Origin of the sequence: Bauldia sp. (genome assembly GCF_965232525.1) — a bacterium.
In the GTDB taxonomy this organism is placed as follows: domain Bacteria; phylum Pseudomonadota; class Alphaproteobacteria; order Rhizobiales; family Kaistiaceae; genus Bauldia.
Genome location: NZ_OZ246980.1, coordinates 1,418,433 through 1,433,440 on the forward strand (window position 1 = coordinate 1,418,433; position 15,008 = coordinate 1,433,440).

A 15,008-nucleotide genomic window follows, 5' to 3' on the forward strand; every position below is an offset into this window, starting at 1 on the left:
GGAGCGCGCGGAATGATCACGCGGCGGACGTTCTTGAAGGGAATGGGTGCGACTGTTGTCGCAGGTGTCGGAATGACGACCTACGCGTTCGGTATCGAACCGCGTTTTCGTCTTCAGGTAACGACGTATCGATTACACCCACCCCGCTGGCCGACTAATAGTGAAATCACGCGCATCGCCGTTGTCGCCGATATTCACGCCTGCGAGCCGTGGATGCCGGAGGCGCGGATCGAAGAGATCGTGGCAGTCGCCAATGGTCTCGAGCCGGATTTGACGGTCCTTCTGGGCGATTACGCCTCGGGAATCAGTAGATTTCGGACCGGTCGAGTGAAGGCGGCGCAATATGCGCCGATCCTCGGTCGACTAAGGGCCAGACTTGGCGTCCGCGCTATCCTTGGAAATCATGACTGGTGGAGCGATGCGCCGGGAATCCGCGACGCGTTGGAAGGTCATGGCGTGCCCGTGTTGGAGAATCGGGCGGAGCGTTTCGACCATGCCGACGGCTCCACGTTTTGGCTCGCAGGCTTGGGCGATCAACTGGCGATACCGAACGGACGCGGTGGCTTTGACGGTGTGGACGATCTTCCCGGCACCTTGGCGCAGGTAACTGACGACGGACCCGTCGTTCTCCTTGCCCACGAACCGGATATCTTCGCCGAGGTTCCAGATCGTGTCGGCCTGACACTCGCTGGTCATACCCACGGCGGACAAGTCAACATTCCATTCTTCGGCCGTCCTATCGTTCCATCGGCATATGGCGAGCGTTTCGCGTATGGCCACATCATCGATGATGATCGTCACCTCGTTGTCTCCGGCGGGCTGGGGTGCTCGATCCTCCCGGTGCGTTTTCGGGTTCCACCGGAAATCGTCCTGGTCGAACTGGGCGCTTCGCAGGCGTGAAGGCTATCCGCCCTCGACCACGCCGATGATCGGGCCGTAGCCGCCGTGGCCCGGCGGGTCGTCGCGACCGAGATCGGGCGCGTAGATGCCGGGCGCCGAACCGCCATCGAGGAACAGGGCGTTGTCGCAGCCGAGGTGATCGCGGAAAAATCGGCCGAAGTCGTGGAAGTTGACGCTGCCCTCGGTGATCGCCATTCGCACTGTGGCGGGAGTGGGCGTGCAGATGCCGTTGCGGGGCTTGAGCGAATCCGATCCTTCGATGAAGGCTGGGTGCAGCGCGCCATCGATGACGAGCATCGGACCCGACTGGGTGGCGAAGCGGGCGGCCGGCGGCCGGGCAAGGTAATCGTCGGTGGTCATGACCCCGGCGGTGCCGTCGCCGATATAGAAGATGCCATTCGGCTTCTTGTAGAAATTCGGCGCCGGACGCTGGTTTGACGATGCGGTGTTGGCCGGCTGCAGTGTCTCGCCGTTCTCGATGTAGAGGCCGATCGGGCCGAGGTCGTCGCCGTACATCCCGCCGTTCATGGCAAAGGCGAGGTTCTGGCCCTGGCCATCGAGATGCGCTGCGAGCGCTGAAAAGGTGGCGAACGGACCGCTTCCCGGTCGCTGCCAGAACAGCCGCACATCGTCATCGGCGAGGTCGAAGCTGCAGACCGTGTAGTCAGCGCCGGCGAAGGTCTCACTCGTGCATGCGGCGACTGCGGCGCCGGTTCCCGCTGGAAGGAGGAGCAGGGCGGCGAGCCCGATCCCGGCGTGCTTCAGACGGGCTGAGGTCATCGAATCAATCGTCCTGGTTTCGCGAGGCCGGTCGCACCATATCCCGACAACGCTTTCAATGCGTTGACGGCTTGGGATATAGAAAAGCGATGACGTGGCTGAAACAAGATGCGATGGGCCGGAGGCGGCCGCCATCGGTGGCCGTCGGGCTGATCTCCGACCATTTCCGGCTGCCATGGCGCTTCCATGCGCGCATCGTTGCCGCCCGGGGCGCGGCGGCGCTCTGATCCGAGCATGCCGCCGCCGGTCAAGCCGGCACCCCTACGATCGCATCCAAGATGAGTTGCTAATCCATGAAGCCGAAAACGCTCTACGACAAAATATGGGACGACCACGTCGTCCACGAAGACGACGACGGAACCTGCCTGCTCTACATTGACCGTCACCTGGTCCATGAAGTCACCAGCCCGCAGGCCTTTGAGGGCTTGCGCATGGCCGGCCGGACGGTCCGCGCCCCGGAGAAGACGTTGGCCGTGGTCGACCACAACGTGCCGACCACCGACCGCAGCCAGGGCATCGCCAACGAGGAATCGGCGATCCAGGTCGATGCGCTGGCGCGCAACGCCGATGAATTCGACATCGAGTACTATAACGAACGCGACCGGCGGCAGGGCATCGTCCACATCATCGGGCCCGAGCAGGGGTTCACGCTGCCGGGAACCACGATCGTTTGTGGCGACAGCCACACCTCCACCCACGGCGCTTTCGGTGCGCTGGCGCATGGCATCGGCACGTCGGAGGTGGAGCATGTCCTCGCGACCCAGACGCTGATCCAGAAGAAGGCCAGAAACATGCGGATCACCGTCGACGGCACGCCGCCGCCGGGGGTGACGCCGAAGGACATCATCCTGGCGATCATTGGTCAGATCGGCACCGCCGGCGGGACGGGCCATGTGATGGAGTACGCCGGGGAGGCCTTCAGCGCCATGTCGATGGAAGGCCGAATGACGGTGTGCAACATGTCGATCGAGGGCGGCGCCCGCGCCGGCCTGGTCGCGCCGGATGAGACCACTTACGCCTACCTCAAGGACCGGCCCAAGGCCCCCAAGGACGAGCATTGGGACCGGGCGATGCGGCACTGGGAGACGCTGATATCAGACGATGGCGCCGGATTCGATCGCGAGGAACGTCTCGACGCGTCCAAGCTGCCACCGATCGTGACTTGGGGCACCAGCCCGGAAAACGTCACGACGATTGACGGCAAGGTGCCCGATCCGGCCGAGATCGCCGACGAGGATCGGCGCCGGGCGGTCGAGCGGGCGCTCGACTATATGGGCCTCGAAGCCGGCAAGCGGATTCAGGACATCACCATCGAACGGGTGTTTCTCGGCTCTTGCACCAATGGGCGGATCGAGGACCTGCGCGCTGCCGCCGCGGTCGTCGGCGACCACAAGGTGCGCGAGGGCGTCAATGCCATGGTGGTGCCTGGCTCCGGTCTGGTTAAGGAGCAGGCCGAGGCCGAGGGCCTCGACAAAGTCTTCATCAATGCCGGATTCGAATGGCGCGAGCCCGGCTGCTCTATGTGCCTGGCGATGAACGACGATCGGCTGCGGCCGGGTGAGCGGTGCGCGTCGACGTCCAACCGCAACTTCGAGGGCCGACAGGGTTTCAAGGGCCGGACTCATCTGGTCTCGCCGGCGATGGCGGCGGCCGCGGCGATCGCCGGCCGGTTTGTCGACATCCGGAAATGGGGGGCGTCGTGACACACTCCCGTCCGTCATGAGTGCCGATGAGCCGACAGTAGTGGCCGTCGCGGTAAGCGGCGGCCATACCTTCAGCAAGCCGACGACGGGAGAGATAAGGCTACTCGCTGGCCTCGGGATCGAGGGCGATGCCCATTGCGGTGCGACCGTCAAACATCGATCTCGGGTGGCCAGGGACCCAACCCAGCCGAATCTCCGACAGGTGCATCTGCTCCAGAGCGAGCTGTTTGCCGAACTGAGTGACAAAGGCTTCTCGGTCGGTCCGGGCGAGATCGGTGAGAACGTAACGACGACCGGGATTGACTTGCTCGGGTTGCCGACCGGAACCCGCCTCGTCCTCGGTGACGCGGCCGAAGTGGTCGTCACGGGCCTGCGAAACCCCTGCTACCAGCTCGACGACTTCCAGGATGGCCTGACCCGGGCGACCCTCGACCGGGACGCCGACGGCGGGCTCGTCCGCAAGGCCGGCGTTATGGCCACGGTCGCTGTCAGCGGTGTCGTGCGACCGGGCGACAAGATCACTGCGATCCTGCCTGCGGAACCATACCAGCCGCTGGAACGCGTCTAGCAGCCTCCGCGTTCTGTTTCGACATCGCCGGCTGCAGGTATCCGATCCTGGCGCGGTAGGCGTCGAGCCGTTTGGCGCGTGTCCGGATTTCCCTCATCCGACAGCTTCAGGAGCGATCGATGAGTTCACGATGATGATCATGTTTTCGAAATGTAACCGTTTACGAAAGAAATAAAACCGGTTACATTGTGCGAAATGCGGCTAACAGCCGCTTATCCTAGGGAGGAAATGATATGAGAATTCCGAGGATTGGCTACGCGATCGCGTTCGTCGCAATGTCAGGTGCCGTGCCGGCGACCGCCCAGAACGAGGTGGTGGTCTGGGTTAGCGGCGAACCGGGCCAGACGACCGTCTACGACAAACTCGCGGACCGCTTTAACGCGGAGAACCCCGACAGCGTCATCAACGTCGTCGTCAACCCGTCGGACATCTTCAATCCGGCATTGATCCCGGCGCTGTCGGCCGGTGAGGGGCCCGACCTGTTTATGTTCGGCACCGGTCCCGGGCAACCGGCAGCGATCATCGACGGCGGGCTAGTCGCCGACCTGACGGGCTATTTCAACGAAAACGGCTGGGGCGACACGATTCCGGCCGGGGTTATCAACCAGACCTCGAAGGACGGCAAGCTCTGGGCCATCGGCAACGAGGTCGAAACCACCGCGATGTTCTACAACAAGAAGATCTTCGAGGAGAACGGCATCGCTGTTCCCGAGACATGGGCCGATCTCGAGGCCGCGGTCGAGACGCTGAAGGCGGCCGGATACGACACGCCGGTTGGTCTTGGGGCGGCAGACAAGTGGCCGATCTCCCACTGGCAGTCAATGATGTTCGGCCGCTATGCGGGTCCCGACGGCATCAACGACGTGCTCTTCGCCGACGGTAAGTGGACCGACGAACCTTTCGTCCAGGCAAGCGCGCGACTGCAGGAGATGTCCGACAATGGCTGGTTTGGACCAAGCCCGGTTGCGATCGGTTACGCCGAATTGCTCGATAGTTTCTGGGCCGGCGAGATGCCCATGACCTACACCGGCCCGTGGATCATTTCCGGCGGCCTCAACATCACCGGCGACGGGGCAGCGGACTTCGGTGTGTTCCAGATGCCGCCATTCGAGGAGGGCCAGACTCTCCACCCGACGGAATCGATCGGCAGCGGTTGGTATATCCGCGCCGGATCCGACCACAAGGATGTTGCCGTCGCGTTCCTCAACAGCATGTTCTTCGATACCGAAGGTCGGGCAATACTGCTCAGCGACGGGGTCGTCCCTGTCGGGCCGCTGGACGATGCGTTGGCGCAAGCCGACGTGCCGCGCCTGACCGCTGACCTGGGGCAATCGGCCGACACCTACCGCAGCAACGGCACCGTGCCCGCTTTTCTCGATACGATCACTCCGGGCAACCTGACGACCGCCTCTTATGACGGTCTCCAGGCCCTCCTGCTCGGCGTCATGACACCGGAGGAGTTCACTCAGAGCCTCGAAGATGCATGGCAGACTGCGAAAGCAGAAGGGACGATCATGGCGCCCGGCGGCCTCGGCGCAAACTAGCGGCAGGACCAGCGTCACTAGGGGCGACGCTCGTGGCGACGCCCCGCGCCAAACCAAGGCAGCGAGGCCATGAACCCGTCAAACTCCAGGAAACTGCGAACCATCGTCGCGGATCACGCGATGCTCCTGGCGTTCCTGGTTCCCGGCCTCGCTGTCTATCTGTTCTTCGCCATCTACCCGACTGTGTCGGTGGTCAACTTCTCGCTCCACAAGTGGGACGGGATCAGCCCGACACGCACCTGGATCGGGTTTGACAACTACATCACCATGTTTTCCGACCGGATTTTCTGGGAGGCCTTCCAGAATACCTTCGTCTGGTCGTTCGTGATCGTGGTCTTCAATGTCGGGATTGGACTGGTCATTGCCGCGATGCTGGCGCGGGTCTGGCGGGCCCGGCTGCTTCTCCAGACGCTGATCGTCATCCCGGTGGTCATCGCGCCGATGGCAGTCGCGACCATCTGGCGGTGGATGTACCAGCCGAACGGGGTCATCAACCAGGCGCTGGAGGGCGTCGGCCTCGGCTTTCTGGCGACGCCCTGGCTCGGCGATCCCGACGCGGTGCTGTTCGCGCTCGCCTTCGCCCATTCCTGGTCGACGATCGGCCTCAGCGTCATCATTTTCCTCGCCGGCCTTCAGGCGGTCAGCGAGGAGCTCTACGATGCCGCCAAGATCGACGGAACCACGCCGGTCCAGGCGTTCTGGTACGTCACCATGCCGGCGCTAAGGCCGGTCACCGCGGTCGTCTTCATTCTGACGCTCACCAACGCCTTCAAGGCGTTCGACCTGATCTGGGCCACGACCCAGGGCGGGCCCATCCGGTTCAGCGAGATCCTGTCGACCTACATGTACAAGCGCGGGGCGCTTGAGAACAATTACGGCTATGGCTCGGCCATCGGCGTCGCCCTGCTGGTCATTGTCAGTCTCGCGACCCTGATCTACATGCGCCTGCGCACCAGCGAGGACGATGCGTGATGTCGGGTCGGTGGGCCGTTCTGGTCGCCCTCGCCGTCATCGCGGTGCTGATGAGCGCCCCATCGGTCATGACGCTGTTCACCTCGTTCAAACCGGCGGCGGAGCTTGTTCGTCCGCCGTGGCTGCCGCCGCTCGACGCGACGCTGGAGCACTACGTTCGGGTCTGGGTCGACGGTGGCTTCGGTCGGTACTTCCTGAACACGGTGGCAATCTCGGCGGTCGACGCAGTCGCCATGATCATCCTCGCCTCGATGATCGCCTATGCCTTGGTTTTCATGGAATTCCGAGGCAAGAATCTGCTTCGGCTGCTGTTCCTGGTCGGCCTGATGATCCCCGTCACCGCGATCATCCTGCCGCTCTACACCACGGTGCGGTCGGTCGGCCTGGTCAACACCTATCTCGGTGTCATCTTCTCCGATCTGGCCCTGGCGATGCCGGTGTTCGTGTTTCTGTTTTCGTCCTACTTCGTCGGCGTGCCGAAGGCGCTGCACGAAGCCGCCCGGATCGACGGCGCCAACGAGCTTCAGATCTACTGGCGGATCATCATGCCGATCTCGGTTCCGGCGGTAATCACCACGGGCCTGCTCGAATTCCTGTGGAGCTGGAACGATCTGCTGCTCCGCTTGCTGCTGCTACCACGCGAGGAAATGCGAACGCTCTCGGTTGGACTCCTCAACTTCCAGGGATCGCAGACCCGCGACATCGCCGGGCTGTCGGCGGGGACCGTCATCATGGCCGTGCCCGTGATCGTGCTGTTCATTTTCTTTCAGCGCCATTTCGTTCGCGGAATGAGCCAAGGTGCGGTGAAGTAAGGGTTGGCATGAAGCCGAAGCTCGTTCTCGATCAGCATTTCCGTACAATCGAAGAACTATTCACCCCCGACGATTTCGACAAGTTGCGCGAGACCTGCGAGGTGGTCGGCGGCGGCGACCGGCCGTTGTCAGCCGCGGAACTTGACGCCAGCCTCGACTCGATGGCGTTCCTCGTCGCCGCTCACCCGCGGCTCGATCGGGCGACCCTGGATCGGGCGGCCAACCTCAAAGCCGTCATCGAAGTCGCCGGAACGTTCCGCGCCGGTCTTGACTACGAGGCCTGCTTCGCCCGCGGCATCGAGGTCCTGTCATGCGCGCCAGGGTTCCGTCAGTCGGTCGCCGAGATGACCGTCGGGCTGATGCTGGCGGGCGCACGGAGTATTGTCGCTGAGCACGAAGCGTTCCGTGACGGCGGTGAGCACTGGAAGGGCGACAACGATGGCACCGATTTCACCCTCTACCGCCAGGACATCGGCTTCGTTGGCTACGGCTCGATCGCGCGCGAATGTACCCGGCTCCTTTTGCCATTTGCGCCACGCATCCGTGCCTTCGACCCCTGGCTTGGCGCCAGCGGAGCAGAGCTCGAGGACGTCGAACTCGTCGATCTGGATACGGTGGTTCGTCAAAGCCGCTGCCTGGTCGTCACCGCGTCGCCGACCGATGAAAACTGGCAGCTGATTGGCGGCCGGGAGATCGGGATGATGCCGCCCGGAACCCTTCTGGTCCTGGTCAGCCGCGCCCATCTGGTGGATTTCGATGCGGTCCTTGCAGCCGCCTCAGCAGGGCGCATCCGAGCGGCGATCGACGTCTTTCCGCACGAGCCGGTACCGCCCGACGATCCGATCCGATCGACACCCAATGTGATCCTCTCGCCGCACCGGGCCGCGGCGGTGCCTGGCGGCCGCCAACTCATCGGCGCGATGATCGCCGGCGACGTCGCCGACATGGTCGCCGGCCGGCGGCCGTCTCGGCTTCAGCGCGCCGATCCGGCCCGCATTGCCCATGTGGTTGGGGCACCCGCGGCTGCGCAGCGGAAATCCGCCTGACGGCAAGCGGAGGCGTCGGCTCGGTCCGGTAGCACTGGCAAGTTCGGCGGCCGACCGTCACAATTCGCCGGTTACAATGGGAATCGCGACCGGGCTAGTCCGGAAGGCTTGATGGCGAAACGAACCACCGTTCGGGATATTGCGCGTGCCGCAGGGGTGTCGATCGCCACGGTGTCGCGTACCATTTCCCAGCCGGACACGGTCCGTCCGGAGACGCGAAAGCGCGTGCTCGATCTGGTGCAGCGCATGGACTATCGCGCCAATCGGATGGCCGTCGACTTCCGGCGCGGGCGGACGGGGGCGATCATCGTGCTCGTCGCCGACATCGCCAATCCGTTCTTCTCCGAGTTCTTCAAGGGGATGGAGGAGAACGCCCGCAAGGCGGGCTACATCCTGCTGATCGGCGACACGGCTGACGACGAGAAGAACGAGCAGGACTATCTCGATATGCTGGCGTCCGGCAAAGCCGATGGCCTGGTTCTCAACACAGCGACGCTATCCGAAACGATATCGGCGCTGGAAGGCGATACCGGGTTCTCGGCCCTGCCGCTGGTCTCGTGCAACGCCTCGCTCGGCGCCCGGATCCCCACCGTCAGGATCGACAACGACCACGCGGGGCGCATCCTTGCGACGCACCTACTGGAGCTCGGTCATCGTGATTTCGCCCAGGTCAGCGGACCGCGTGTGTCGGACGCGCATTCGGGCCGTTTTGAGGGCTTCTGTCACGCTCTCGATGAAGCCGGCTGCACGATCCCCGCCGATCTCGTCATTGAGGGCAATCTCGGCATTGAGTTCGGCCGTTACGCGGCCCGCATGCTGGCGCGACGTTCCGACCTGCCGACGGCGGTGTTCGTCCACAACGATGAGACCGCCATCGGCCTGATCCATGAATTCGGCCGCATGGATATCACCGTGCCCGGCGATGTGTCGGTGGTCGGCTATGACGATCTGCAATTTTCCGCGGCGATTACCCCATCGCTGACCACGGCGCGGCTGCCGCGGCGCCGCTGGGGTGCGATGGCCTGTCAGATGATGGTGTCGATCATCGAAAACCGCCCGCTGGACTCCCGGGAAATCCTCATCGAACCGGAGCTGATCGTCCGCGAGAGTTCTGGGCCGCCCCGAAGCTGATCGGTCGGCCTGACGCCAAAAGCGAACGGCCCCGCGGGGGCGCACGGGGCCGTTCTTCAACTGGGCAGCTTTGGAGGTCGGGGTGGGGGAATAAGCCGCTCAGTGATAGCAAATTCGCCGCTTGGGCGCGGGCACTGTCTCGGTGCTCAGGCTTGGCAGGCGAATGGTGTCGTCATTATCGGCGATCGGGATAAACGGCGTATCCGCGAAACGGATCAGCCGCGGCGCTGGCGCCGGGTTCAAGTCAGCCGCGCCTTCCTCAAAGAGGGCGGCAGCCGGTCCGATCGGAAATCTTGTGCTCATCGCGTCTTCCCTGTCAGGCTCGTTTCGGCCCTTGTTGCCTTGACGATGGCCGAAACCACCTTCCCATGCAGTGAACGCCGTCACGTCTTACGCTTTACTTAGGAACGTTGCGGCCTCACGCAACCTTTCATTGGGACATGAAACTTCAGGAAAACGGCCCCGCATTGGCGGGGCCGTGACGATTTCTGGGCAGTTTTGAGGATTCGATCACCATTTTTTGTATACCGGCTGCCACCGACACACCTGTCCGGCATAGACCTTGCGCGAGACCCAGCCGCGGTGCGGCTTCCAAGCCTTCACGGTGCGGTATTTGGGGGTGCAGACGCGCTTGCGAGCCGGCTTGTAGTAACGCTTCTTGGGTGGGTGGTAAGGCTTGTAGCGTGGCACGTGCCCCCAGCCGAAAAACCAGCCGTTGCCGCTGACATAGCCGCCCCCGTAGTAACCGCCCGCCGACGCCGTAGTCGACGTCGCGGCCAGCGCGCCGGCCCCGATTAGGATGGCCCCTAGGCCGGCGATGATGGTTCGTTTCAACATGAACGCGCACTCCTTCCGATCTTCGGATTCCGGTTGGTCCCCGTCGCCTTGGTGCCCATTGTCGTGGCCGTGCGCTGAACCCGCCCTGAGGTCGGCGTTCATCCGCGGTTCAGGTTCGGCCTTGACCCGGCGGGCGGGGCGGTGACACTTGCGGCGATGACCGAGATCGAGACACGAATCCTCACCATGGCGGACGCTCACGAGCTGGCACCGCTGGTCACGGCTTGCGTCCAGGAGCGCAAACGCGGCGCGCCGGGCCGACCTGATCAATTCTATGCCGAGCGGCTCCTGAACGACCGCACGGCGGAGATCATCGGCGCGCGCCATGATGGCCACCTCGCCGGTTTCGCGTTGTTTTTCGATTTGCCCGATCCAATGACGGGGCGGCGGATGGGTCAGCTGAACGAGGTGTTCGTCATCCAGGCTGCCCGCGAGAAGGGCATCGAACACGGCCTGATCAAGGCGGTGATCGCGGAGGCCGCCAAGCGCGACTGGTGCGACCTTCATTGGGTCACACCGGACAAGCCCGCAGTGGCCGCCAGCCTTGCCGAGCATTTTGGCCGACCGGCCGACTGGTCGGTGTTCACGGTGCCGATCCCGCACCGGTGAAGACGATGGTCCGCGATCCCGTCGGCGGTGAGCCACCCGAGCCGCCGGACAAGGTGGAAATCTGGGCGAAGCGCACCGGCCGGTGGCTGGGCTATGCGGCACTCCTCGTCCTGATCTTCTACCTCTTGTTCACCTACGGTCCGCGCTGATGGCGCACCATCCGCCGGACTGGCGGCGCCATCAGGCGCCGTCGCTCGACGAGATCGCTGCGATCGGCCGGGCGGCCTTCGCCGCCTTGCCGGACGAATTCCGGGCGCTCACCGGCGAGATTCCAATCCAGGTGGCGGACTTTCCGGAGCGCGAGGTCCTCGACGAGCTCGGCATCGAGTCGGAGTTCGGTCTCCTGGGGCTGTTTCAGGGGTTTGGTCTCGCCCACGCCAGCGCTGTGCCGTATACGGGCGAAATGCCCAACATGATCTGGCTCTACCGCCGTCCAATCCTCGACTACTGGGCCGACCACGACGATACCCTCGGCGGCATCGTCACCCATGTCCTGATCCACGAGATCGGCCACCACTTCGGCCTGTCGGACGACGATATGGAAGAAATCGAACGAGGGGCGGGGTGAGACCGCATTGCCGGACGACGTTGATGTCGCGTCGGTAGCGCCCCATCAGGCGAACATATTTGAGGGCCGGCATCGGGCGAGGGCGCGTCCCTCCGTTAAGGCTCCACAGGTTGCCCCTTCGCCCAATCCAACAACTCCTGTTGGGTCGCCGAGAGAAGGCCGCGCGACTCAAGGCCGGCAAAGATAATGGCGACTTGATCCAACATCTTCTGCCGCTCCGCAGCGTCACCTGTTATCGCTTGCAGCGCAAGCAACGTCCAAGCGAGGTCGGACTGCCATGACGCGTTATCCGGGGCAATATCTGCGAGACGTTGGCGGATAACGAGGGATTCCTTCAGGACTTGCCGGGCTCGATCTGTATCGCCGAGCCTGTCGTGGATGTGGGCACTCGAAAAGAGTGCGCGCGCCAACGCTTCCTGCCAGGAGGTATTGTCGGGGTCGGTGGCAATGAGTCGTCGGATGATGGCCGTACCCTCGTCGTAGGATGAAAGTGCCCCTCTCGGATCGCCAACACCGAGTTTCCAATCACCAATCTTCCAGTTGCTTACCGCCAGGTCATTCTGCCAGGTTGTGTTGTCGGGTGCGATGTCGGTGAGGCGAACAGTGATGGATAGCATCTGCTCAAATGCATCCATCGCACCGCGTATGTCGCCAACGTTCAACCGTGCATCACCGATTTTCGAATAACTCGTGGCGAGGGTGTGCAGCCAATCGGTATTGCTGGGGTCTATCTCGACGAGGCGAAGGGTGACCGCGAGGCTCTCATTGAAGGCGGCCATTGCAGGGTCTGTCTTGCCAGCGTCGAGGTTAAGGTCGCCAATCCGATCCAGGCTTGATGCTAGGTCGCGTTGCCAGAGCGTACTCTCCGGGTCACCTTCAACAAGCGACCGCCGAATACCAAGGCTCTCTTCGTGGGCCCGCAGCGCTCCGCTTGGATCACCAAGGCGACGTCTCAAATCGCCGATTCGAGACAGCGTTACCGAAAGATTGCGCTGCCATGTCGTATTGCCGGCATCAGCGTCAACAAGCTTGCGGCTTATCGCGAGCGACTCAGTGTAGGCCGTCAGTGCTCCACTCGCGTCGCCTGTGTCACGTTTCACATCGCCAATCTTGCTTAGACTAACAACGAGGCCATTTTGCCATTTGGGATTGGCAGGGTCGGCTTCGGCAAGATCGAAATGAATCGCGTAGGCTCCATCGAAGGCTTTCAACGCGTCGTCCGTCTTGCCGATCACCAGCAGGCCATCGCCACCCCTGTCGAGGGCAACCGAAAGTCCATATTGGAATATCGGGTTATCTGGGTCGATGCTGACGAGATCGATTTTGATCTCGAGGCTCTCTCGATAGGCCCTCAGCGCACCATATACGTCGCCAGTCCGCGACTTAATGTGTCCGATCCCTAGGAGAAAGGTCGAAGCGTTATGTTGCCAGTCCGTATCGTCGGGGACCGCTTCGACAATTTGCAAAGCGATGCTGAGCGCTTCTTCGAGGGCGGCAAGCGCCCCGGCTGCATCACCCGCCCAAAGTCTTGCGTCAGCGGCATCGCTGAGGCTTTGAGCGAGAATGCCTTGCCGCTTCAGACTGTCGTCGGCAAGTTCGCGCGCGAGTGCGAGATCCTCTTCGTAGGCACTCAAAGGCCTTTCGGGGGCCGAGTATTGGGCGATGGCACTGCTACAAACCAGCGTCGTGGCCGCCACACAGAAGACGAACAATCTCCTTGGCGTCTTCATCGTCTCATGCCTTCCCTGCTCATCTGGGTAAGTCGCCGACATCGGTCACGCGCATCGGCGACTGAAGTGTTCGACCTACGTGACCGGAAACGAAAAGTAGGACACCATTCTCAACCATTCCGCGCGTCGCGTCGATGGTGACGTCGAGAGCTACGGTGCCATTTCCCGGATCGCCGACGAAAGAATGGGGTCGTATAACTGCGCCGCCTACGTTCCCCTTGACCTTCCGCCCCGCCCGGCGCACATCAGGCGGCGATGAAAGGGCCAAAACCATGCAGAAGTTCGACAAGCTGACCTCGACCGCGATTCCCTTACCGATGATCAATGTCGATACCGACATGATCATTCCCAAGGACTATCTGAAGACGATCAAGCGGACCGGGCTCGGCACCGGCCTGTTCTCGGAGCTCCGCTATCACGAGGACGGCAGCGACAATAAGGACTTCGTTCTCAACCACGGCGCCTACAAGGACGCCAAGATCCTTGTCGCCGGCGACAATTTCGGCTGCGGCTCGAGCCGCGAGCACGCCCCGTGGGCCCTGCTCGACTGGGGGATTCGCTGCGTGATCTCCACCAGCTTCGCCGACATTTTCTACAACAACTGTTTCAAGAACGGGATTCTGCCGATCGTGGTCTCCAAGGAAGACCTCGACAAGCTGATGGACGATGCCGAGCGCGGTGCCAACGCGACGATCTCGGTCGACCTCGAAGCCCAGGAAATCCGCGGTCCCGATGGGGGCGTGGTGACGTTTGATATCGATCCGTTCAAGAAACACTGCCTGCTCAACGGTCTCGACGAGATCGGCCTGTCGCTGGAAAAGGGCCATCACATCGACAAGCACGAAGAGCGGATCGCCGAGCACCGCCCCTGGCATTAGCGCGCGGTCGCTTCAGCCTCACTCCTCCGGCAAGATCGCCGTCGCGGTCTGCAGGATGCGTTCGGCGACGTCGGCGTGGAGGCGTTCGACCATCTGACCCTCGACGGCGATGACCGCCCGGTTGGCGTTCTCTGGCCGGGTGAAGGCGGCGAGCACCTTCTCCGCCCAGGCGACGTCAGCGTCGCTAGGCGCGAAGATCTCGTTGGCGATCGGCACCTGGCGGGGATGGATGAGGGTCTTGCCGTCCATGCCGAGGTCGCGGCCGTCTTCGCAGTCGGCGCGAAAGCCTGACCAGTCGGTGAGATCGTTGAACGTGCCGTCGAGCACAGCGAGCCCGTAAGCGCGGGCGGCGAGCACGCACTGGCTGAGGGCGGGTTGCAGCGCCCGGCGGATCGCCTTGGGCGGCACATGCATCTCACGCGCGAGATCGTTGGTGCCGATCACCAGCGTATCGATCGGGATCGGCGCACCGTTCTGGGCGACGGCGGCGATCGAGGCGACGTTGAGCACGGCCAGCGGCGTTTCGATCATCACCCACAGGGCAAGACCATCCGGCGCCTGGGCGGCGGTGAGCGCAGCGCGAGCGCGGCGGATGTCCTCGGCGCGCGAAATCTTGGGGATCAGCACGGCGTCCGGCTCGGCGGCGACGGCTGCGGCGATGTCGCGCGCGATCCACGGCGTGCCGAGGCCATTGACTCTTACCACCACCTCGCGCCTGCCATAGGCGCGCACGTTGACCGCGGCGGCGACCGCGGCGCGCGCCATTTCTTTTTCCTCAACGCTGACAGCATCTTCGAGGTCGAGGATCAGGACATCGGCGGCGATCGTGCGGCCCTTGTCGAGGGCGCGGGGGTTCGACCCCGGAACGTAAAGCGCGCTGCGGCGTGGACGCGGCGTTGCCGCCATGCTGACCAGTCTCCCCCAAAAAGC

18 protein-coding genes are annotated in these 15,008 nt (G+C 63.3%); 13 read left to right on the plus strand and 5 right to left on the minus strand.

Annotation, left to right across the window (positions count from 1 at the left end; translation table 11 throughout):
- Positions 1-12: 12 nt before the first annotated feature.
- The gene (locus ACO076_RS06815; RefSeq protein WP_421725970.1) at positions 13-900 is read left to right on the plus strand and encodes a metallophosphoesterase; all 888 of its coding nucleotides are present in this window, start codon (positions 13-15) and stop codon (positions 898-900) included.
- A gap of 3 nt (positions 901-903) precedes the next feature.
- On the opposite strand, the gene ACO076_RS06820 is transcribed toward ACO076_RS06815, so the two are convergent.
- The gene (locus ACO076_RS06820; protein ID WP_421725971.1) at positions 904-1,680 is read right to left on the minus strand and encodes a phosphodiester glycosidase family protein; all 777 of its coding nucleotides are present in this window, start codon (positions 1,678-1,680) and stop codon (positions 904-906) included.
- A gap of 89 nt (positions 1,681-1,769) precedes the next feature.
- Between ACO076_RS06820 and ACO076_RS06825 the strand changes: the two genes are divergently transcribed.
- The 8 genes from ACO076_RS06825 (at position 1,770) to ACO076_RS06860 (ending at position 9,456) form a co-directional block, all read left to right on the plus strand.
- Positions 1,770-1,907 carry a hypothetical protein gene (locus ACO076_RS06825; RefSeq protein WP_421725972.1) on the plus strand — a complete coding sequence of 46 codons (138 nt, stop codon included), beginning with the start codon at positions 1,770-1,772 and terminating at the stop codon, positions 1,905-1,907.
- Between the two features lie 66 nt (positions 1,908-1,973).
- A complete protein-coding gene (gene leuC / locus ACO076_RS06830; protein WP_421725973.1) occupies positions 1,974-3,383 on the plus strand; it encodes a 3-isopropylmalate dehydratase large subunit in 1,410 nt (469 codons plus the stop codon).
- Between the two features lie 16 nt (positions 3,384-3,399).
- Positions 3,400-3,951 (plus strand): MOSC domain-containing protein, encoded by a 552-nt coding sequence (locus ACO076_RS06835; protein WP_421725974.1) that lies wholly within the window; start codon positions 3,400-3,402, stop codon positions 3,949-3,951.
- A 233-nt stretch (positions 3,952-4,184) separates the two neighbouring features.
- Positions 4,185-5,495, plus strand: a complete 1,311-nt coding sequence (locus ACO076_RS06840; RefSeq protein ID WP_421725975.1) for an ABC transporter substrate-binding protein — start codon at positions 4,185-4,187, stop codon at positions 5,493-5,495.
- A gap of 69 nt (positions 5,496-5,564) precedes the next feature.
- On the plus strand, positions 5,565-6,467 hold the full coding sequence (locus ACO076_RS06845; protein ID WP_421725976.1) for a carbohydrate ABC transporter permease: 903 nt from the start codon (positions 5,565-5,567) through the stop codon (positions 6,465-6,467).
- Positions 6,467-7,279: a carbohydrate ABC transporter permease gene (locus tag ACO076_RS06850; RefSeq protein WP_421725977.1), complete on the plus strand. Its 813-nt coding sequence runs from the start codon at positions 6,467-6,469 to the stop codon at positions 7,277-7,279. Before ACO076_RS06845 ends, ACO076_RS06850 begins: the two co-directional genes overlap by 1 nt.
- Positions 7,280-7,287: 8 nt before the next feature.
- On the plus strand, positions 7,288-8,325 hold the full coding sequence (locus tag ACO076_RS06855; protein WP_421725978.1) for an NAD(P)-dependent oxidoreductase: 1,038 nt from the start codon (positions 7,288-7,290) through the stop codon (positions 8,323-8,325).
- A 111-nt stretch (positions 8,326-8,436) separates the two neighbouring features.
- Complete coding sequence (locus ACO076_RS06860) at positions 8,437-9,456, plus strand: LacI family DNA-binding transcriptional regulator (RefSeq protein WP_421725979.1); 1,020 nt, start codon at positions 8,437-8,439, stop codon at positions 9,454-9,456.
- Between the two features lie 99 nt (positions 9,457-9,555).
- Here ACO076_RS06860 and ACO076_RS06865 read toward each other — a convergent pair whose 3' ends face one another.
- Positions 9,556-9,759, minus strand: coding sequence for a hypothetical protein (locus tag ACO076_RS06865; RefSeq protein WP_421725980.1), 204 nt, complete (start codon positions 9,757-9,759; stop codon positions 9,556-9,558).
- Positions 9,760-9,966: 207 nt separating this feature from the next.
- On the minus strand, positions 9,967-10,293 hold the full coding sequence (locus tag ACO076_RS06870; RefSeq protein WP_421725981.1) for a hypothetical protein: 327 nt from the start codon (positions 10,291-10,293) through the stop codon (positions 9,967-9,969).
- 156 nt (positions 10,294-10,449) lie between these two features.
- Between ACO076_RS06870 and ACO076_RS06875 the strand changes: the two genes are divergently transcribed.
- Genes ACO076_RS06875 through ACO076_RS06885 form a run of 3 tightly spaced genes read left to right on the plus strand, consistent with a single transcriptional unit; the run spans position 10,450 to position 11,470 of the window.
- The gene (locus ACO076_RS06875; RefSeq protein WP_421725982.1) at positions 10,450-10,902 is read left to right on the plus strand and encodes a GNAT family N-acetyltransferase; all 453 of its coding nucleotides are present in this window, start codon (positions 10,450-10,452) and stop codon (positions 10,900-10,902) included.
- Positions 10,903-10,907: 5 nt separating this feature from the next.
- Positions 10,908-11,051: a hypothetical protein gene (locus tag ACO076_RS06880; RefSeq protein ID WP_421725983.1), complete on the plus strand. Its 144-nt coding sequence runs from the start codon at positions 10,908-10,910 to the stop codon at positions 11,049-11,051.
- Positions 11,051-11,470 (plus strand): metallopeptidase family protein, encoded by a 420-nt coding sequence (locus ACO076_RS06885; protein ID WP_421725984.1) that lies wholly within the window; start codon positions 11,051-11,053, stop codon positions 11,468-11,470. Before ACO076_RS06880 ends, ACO076_RS06885 begins: the two co-directional genes overlap by 1 nt.
- 95 nt (positions 11,471-11,565) lie before the next feature.
- Here the strand turns inward: ACO076_RS06885 and ACO076_RS06890 are convergent, their stop codons facing one another.
- Positions 11,566-13,200: a tetratricopeptide repeat protein gene (locus ACO076_RS06890; RefSeq protein WP_421725985.1), complete on the minus strand. Its 1,635-nt coding sequence runs from the start codon at positions 13,198-13,200 to the stop codon at positions 11,566-11,568.
- Positions 13,201-13,472: 272 nt separating this feature from the next.
- Here ACO076_RS06890 and leuD point away from each other — a divergent pair, with 272 nt between their 5' ends.
- Positions 13,473-14,078, plus strand: coding sequence for a 3-isopropylmalate dehydratase small subunit (gene leuD / locus ACO076_RS06895; protein ID WP_421725986.1), 606 nt, complete (start codon positions 13,473-13,475; stop codon positions 14,076-14,078).
- Between the two features lie 18 nt (positions 14,079-14,096).
- Here the strand turns inward: leuD and ACO076_RS06900 are convergent, their stop codons facing one another.
- On the minus strand, positions 14,097-14,984 hold the full coding sequence (locus ACO076_RS06900; RefSeq protein WP_421725987.1) for an HpcH/HpaI aldolase/citrate lyase family protein: 888 nt from the start codon (positions 14,982-14,984) through the stop codon (positions 14,097-14,099).
- Positions 14,985-15,008: the final 24 nt, after the last annotated feature.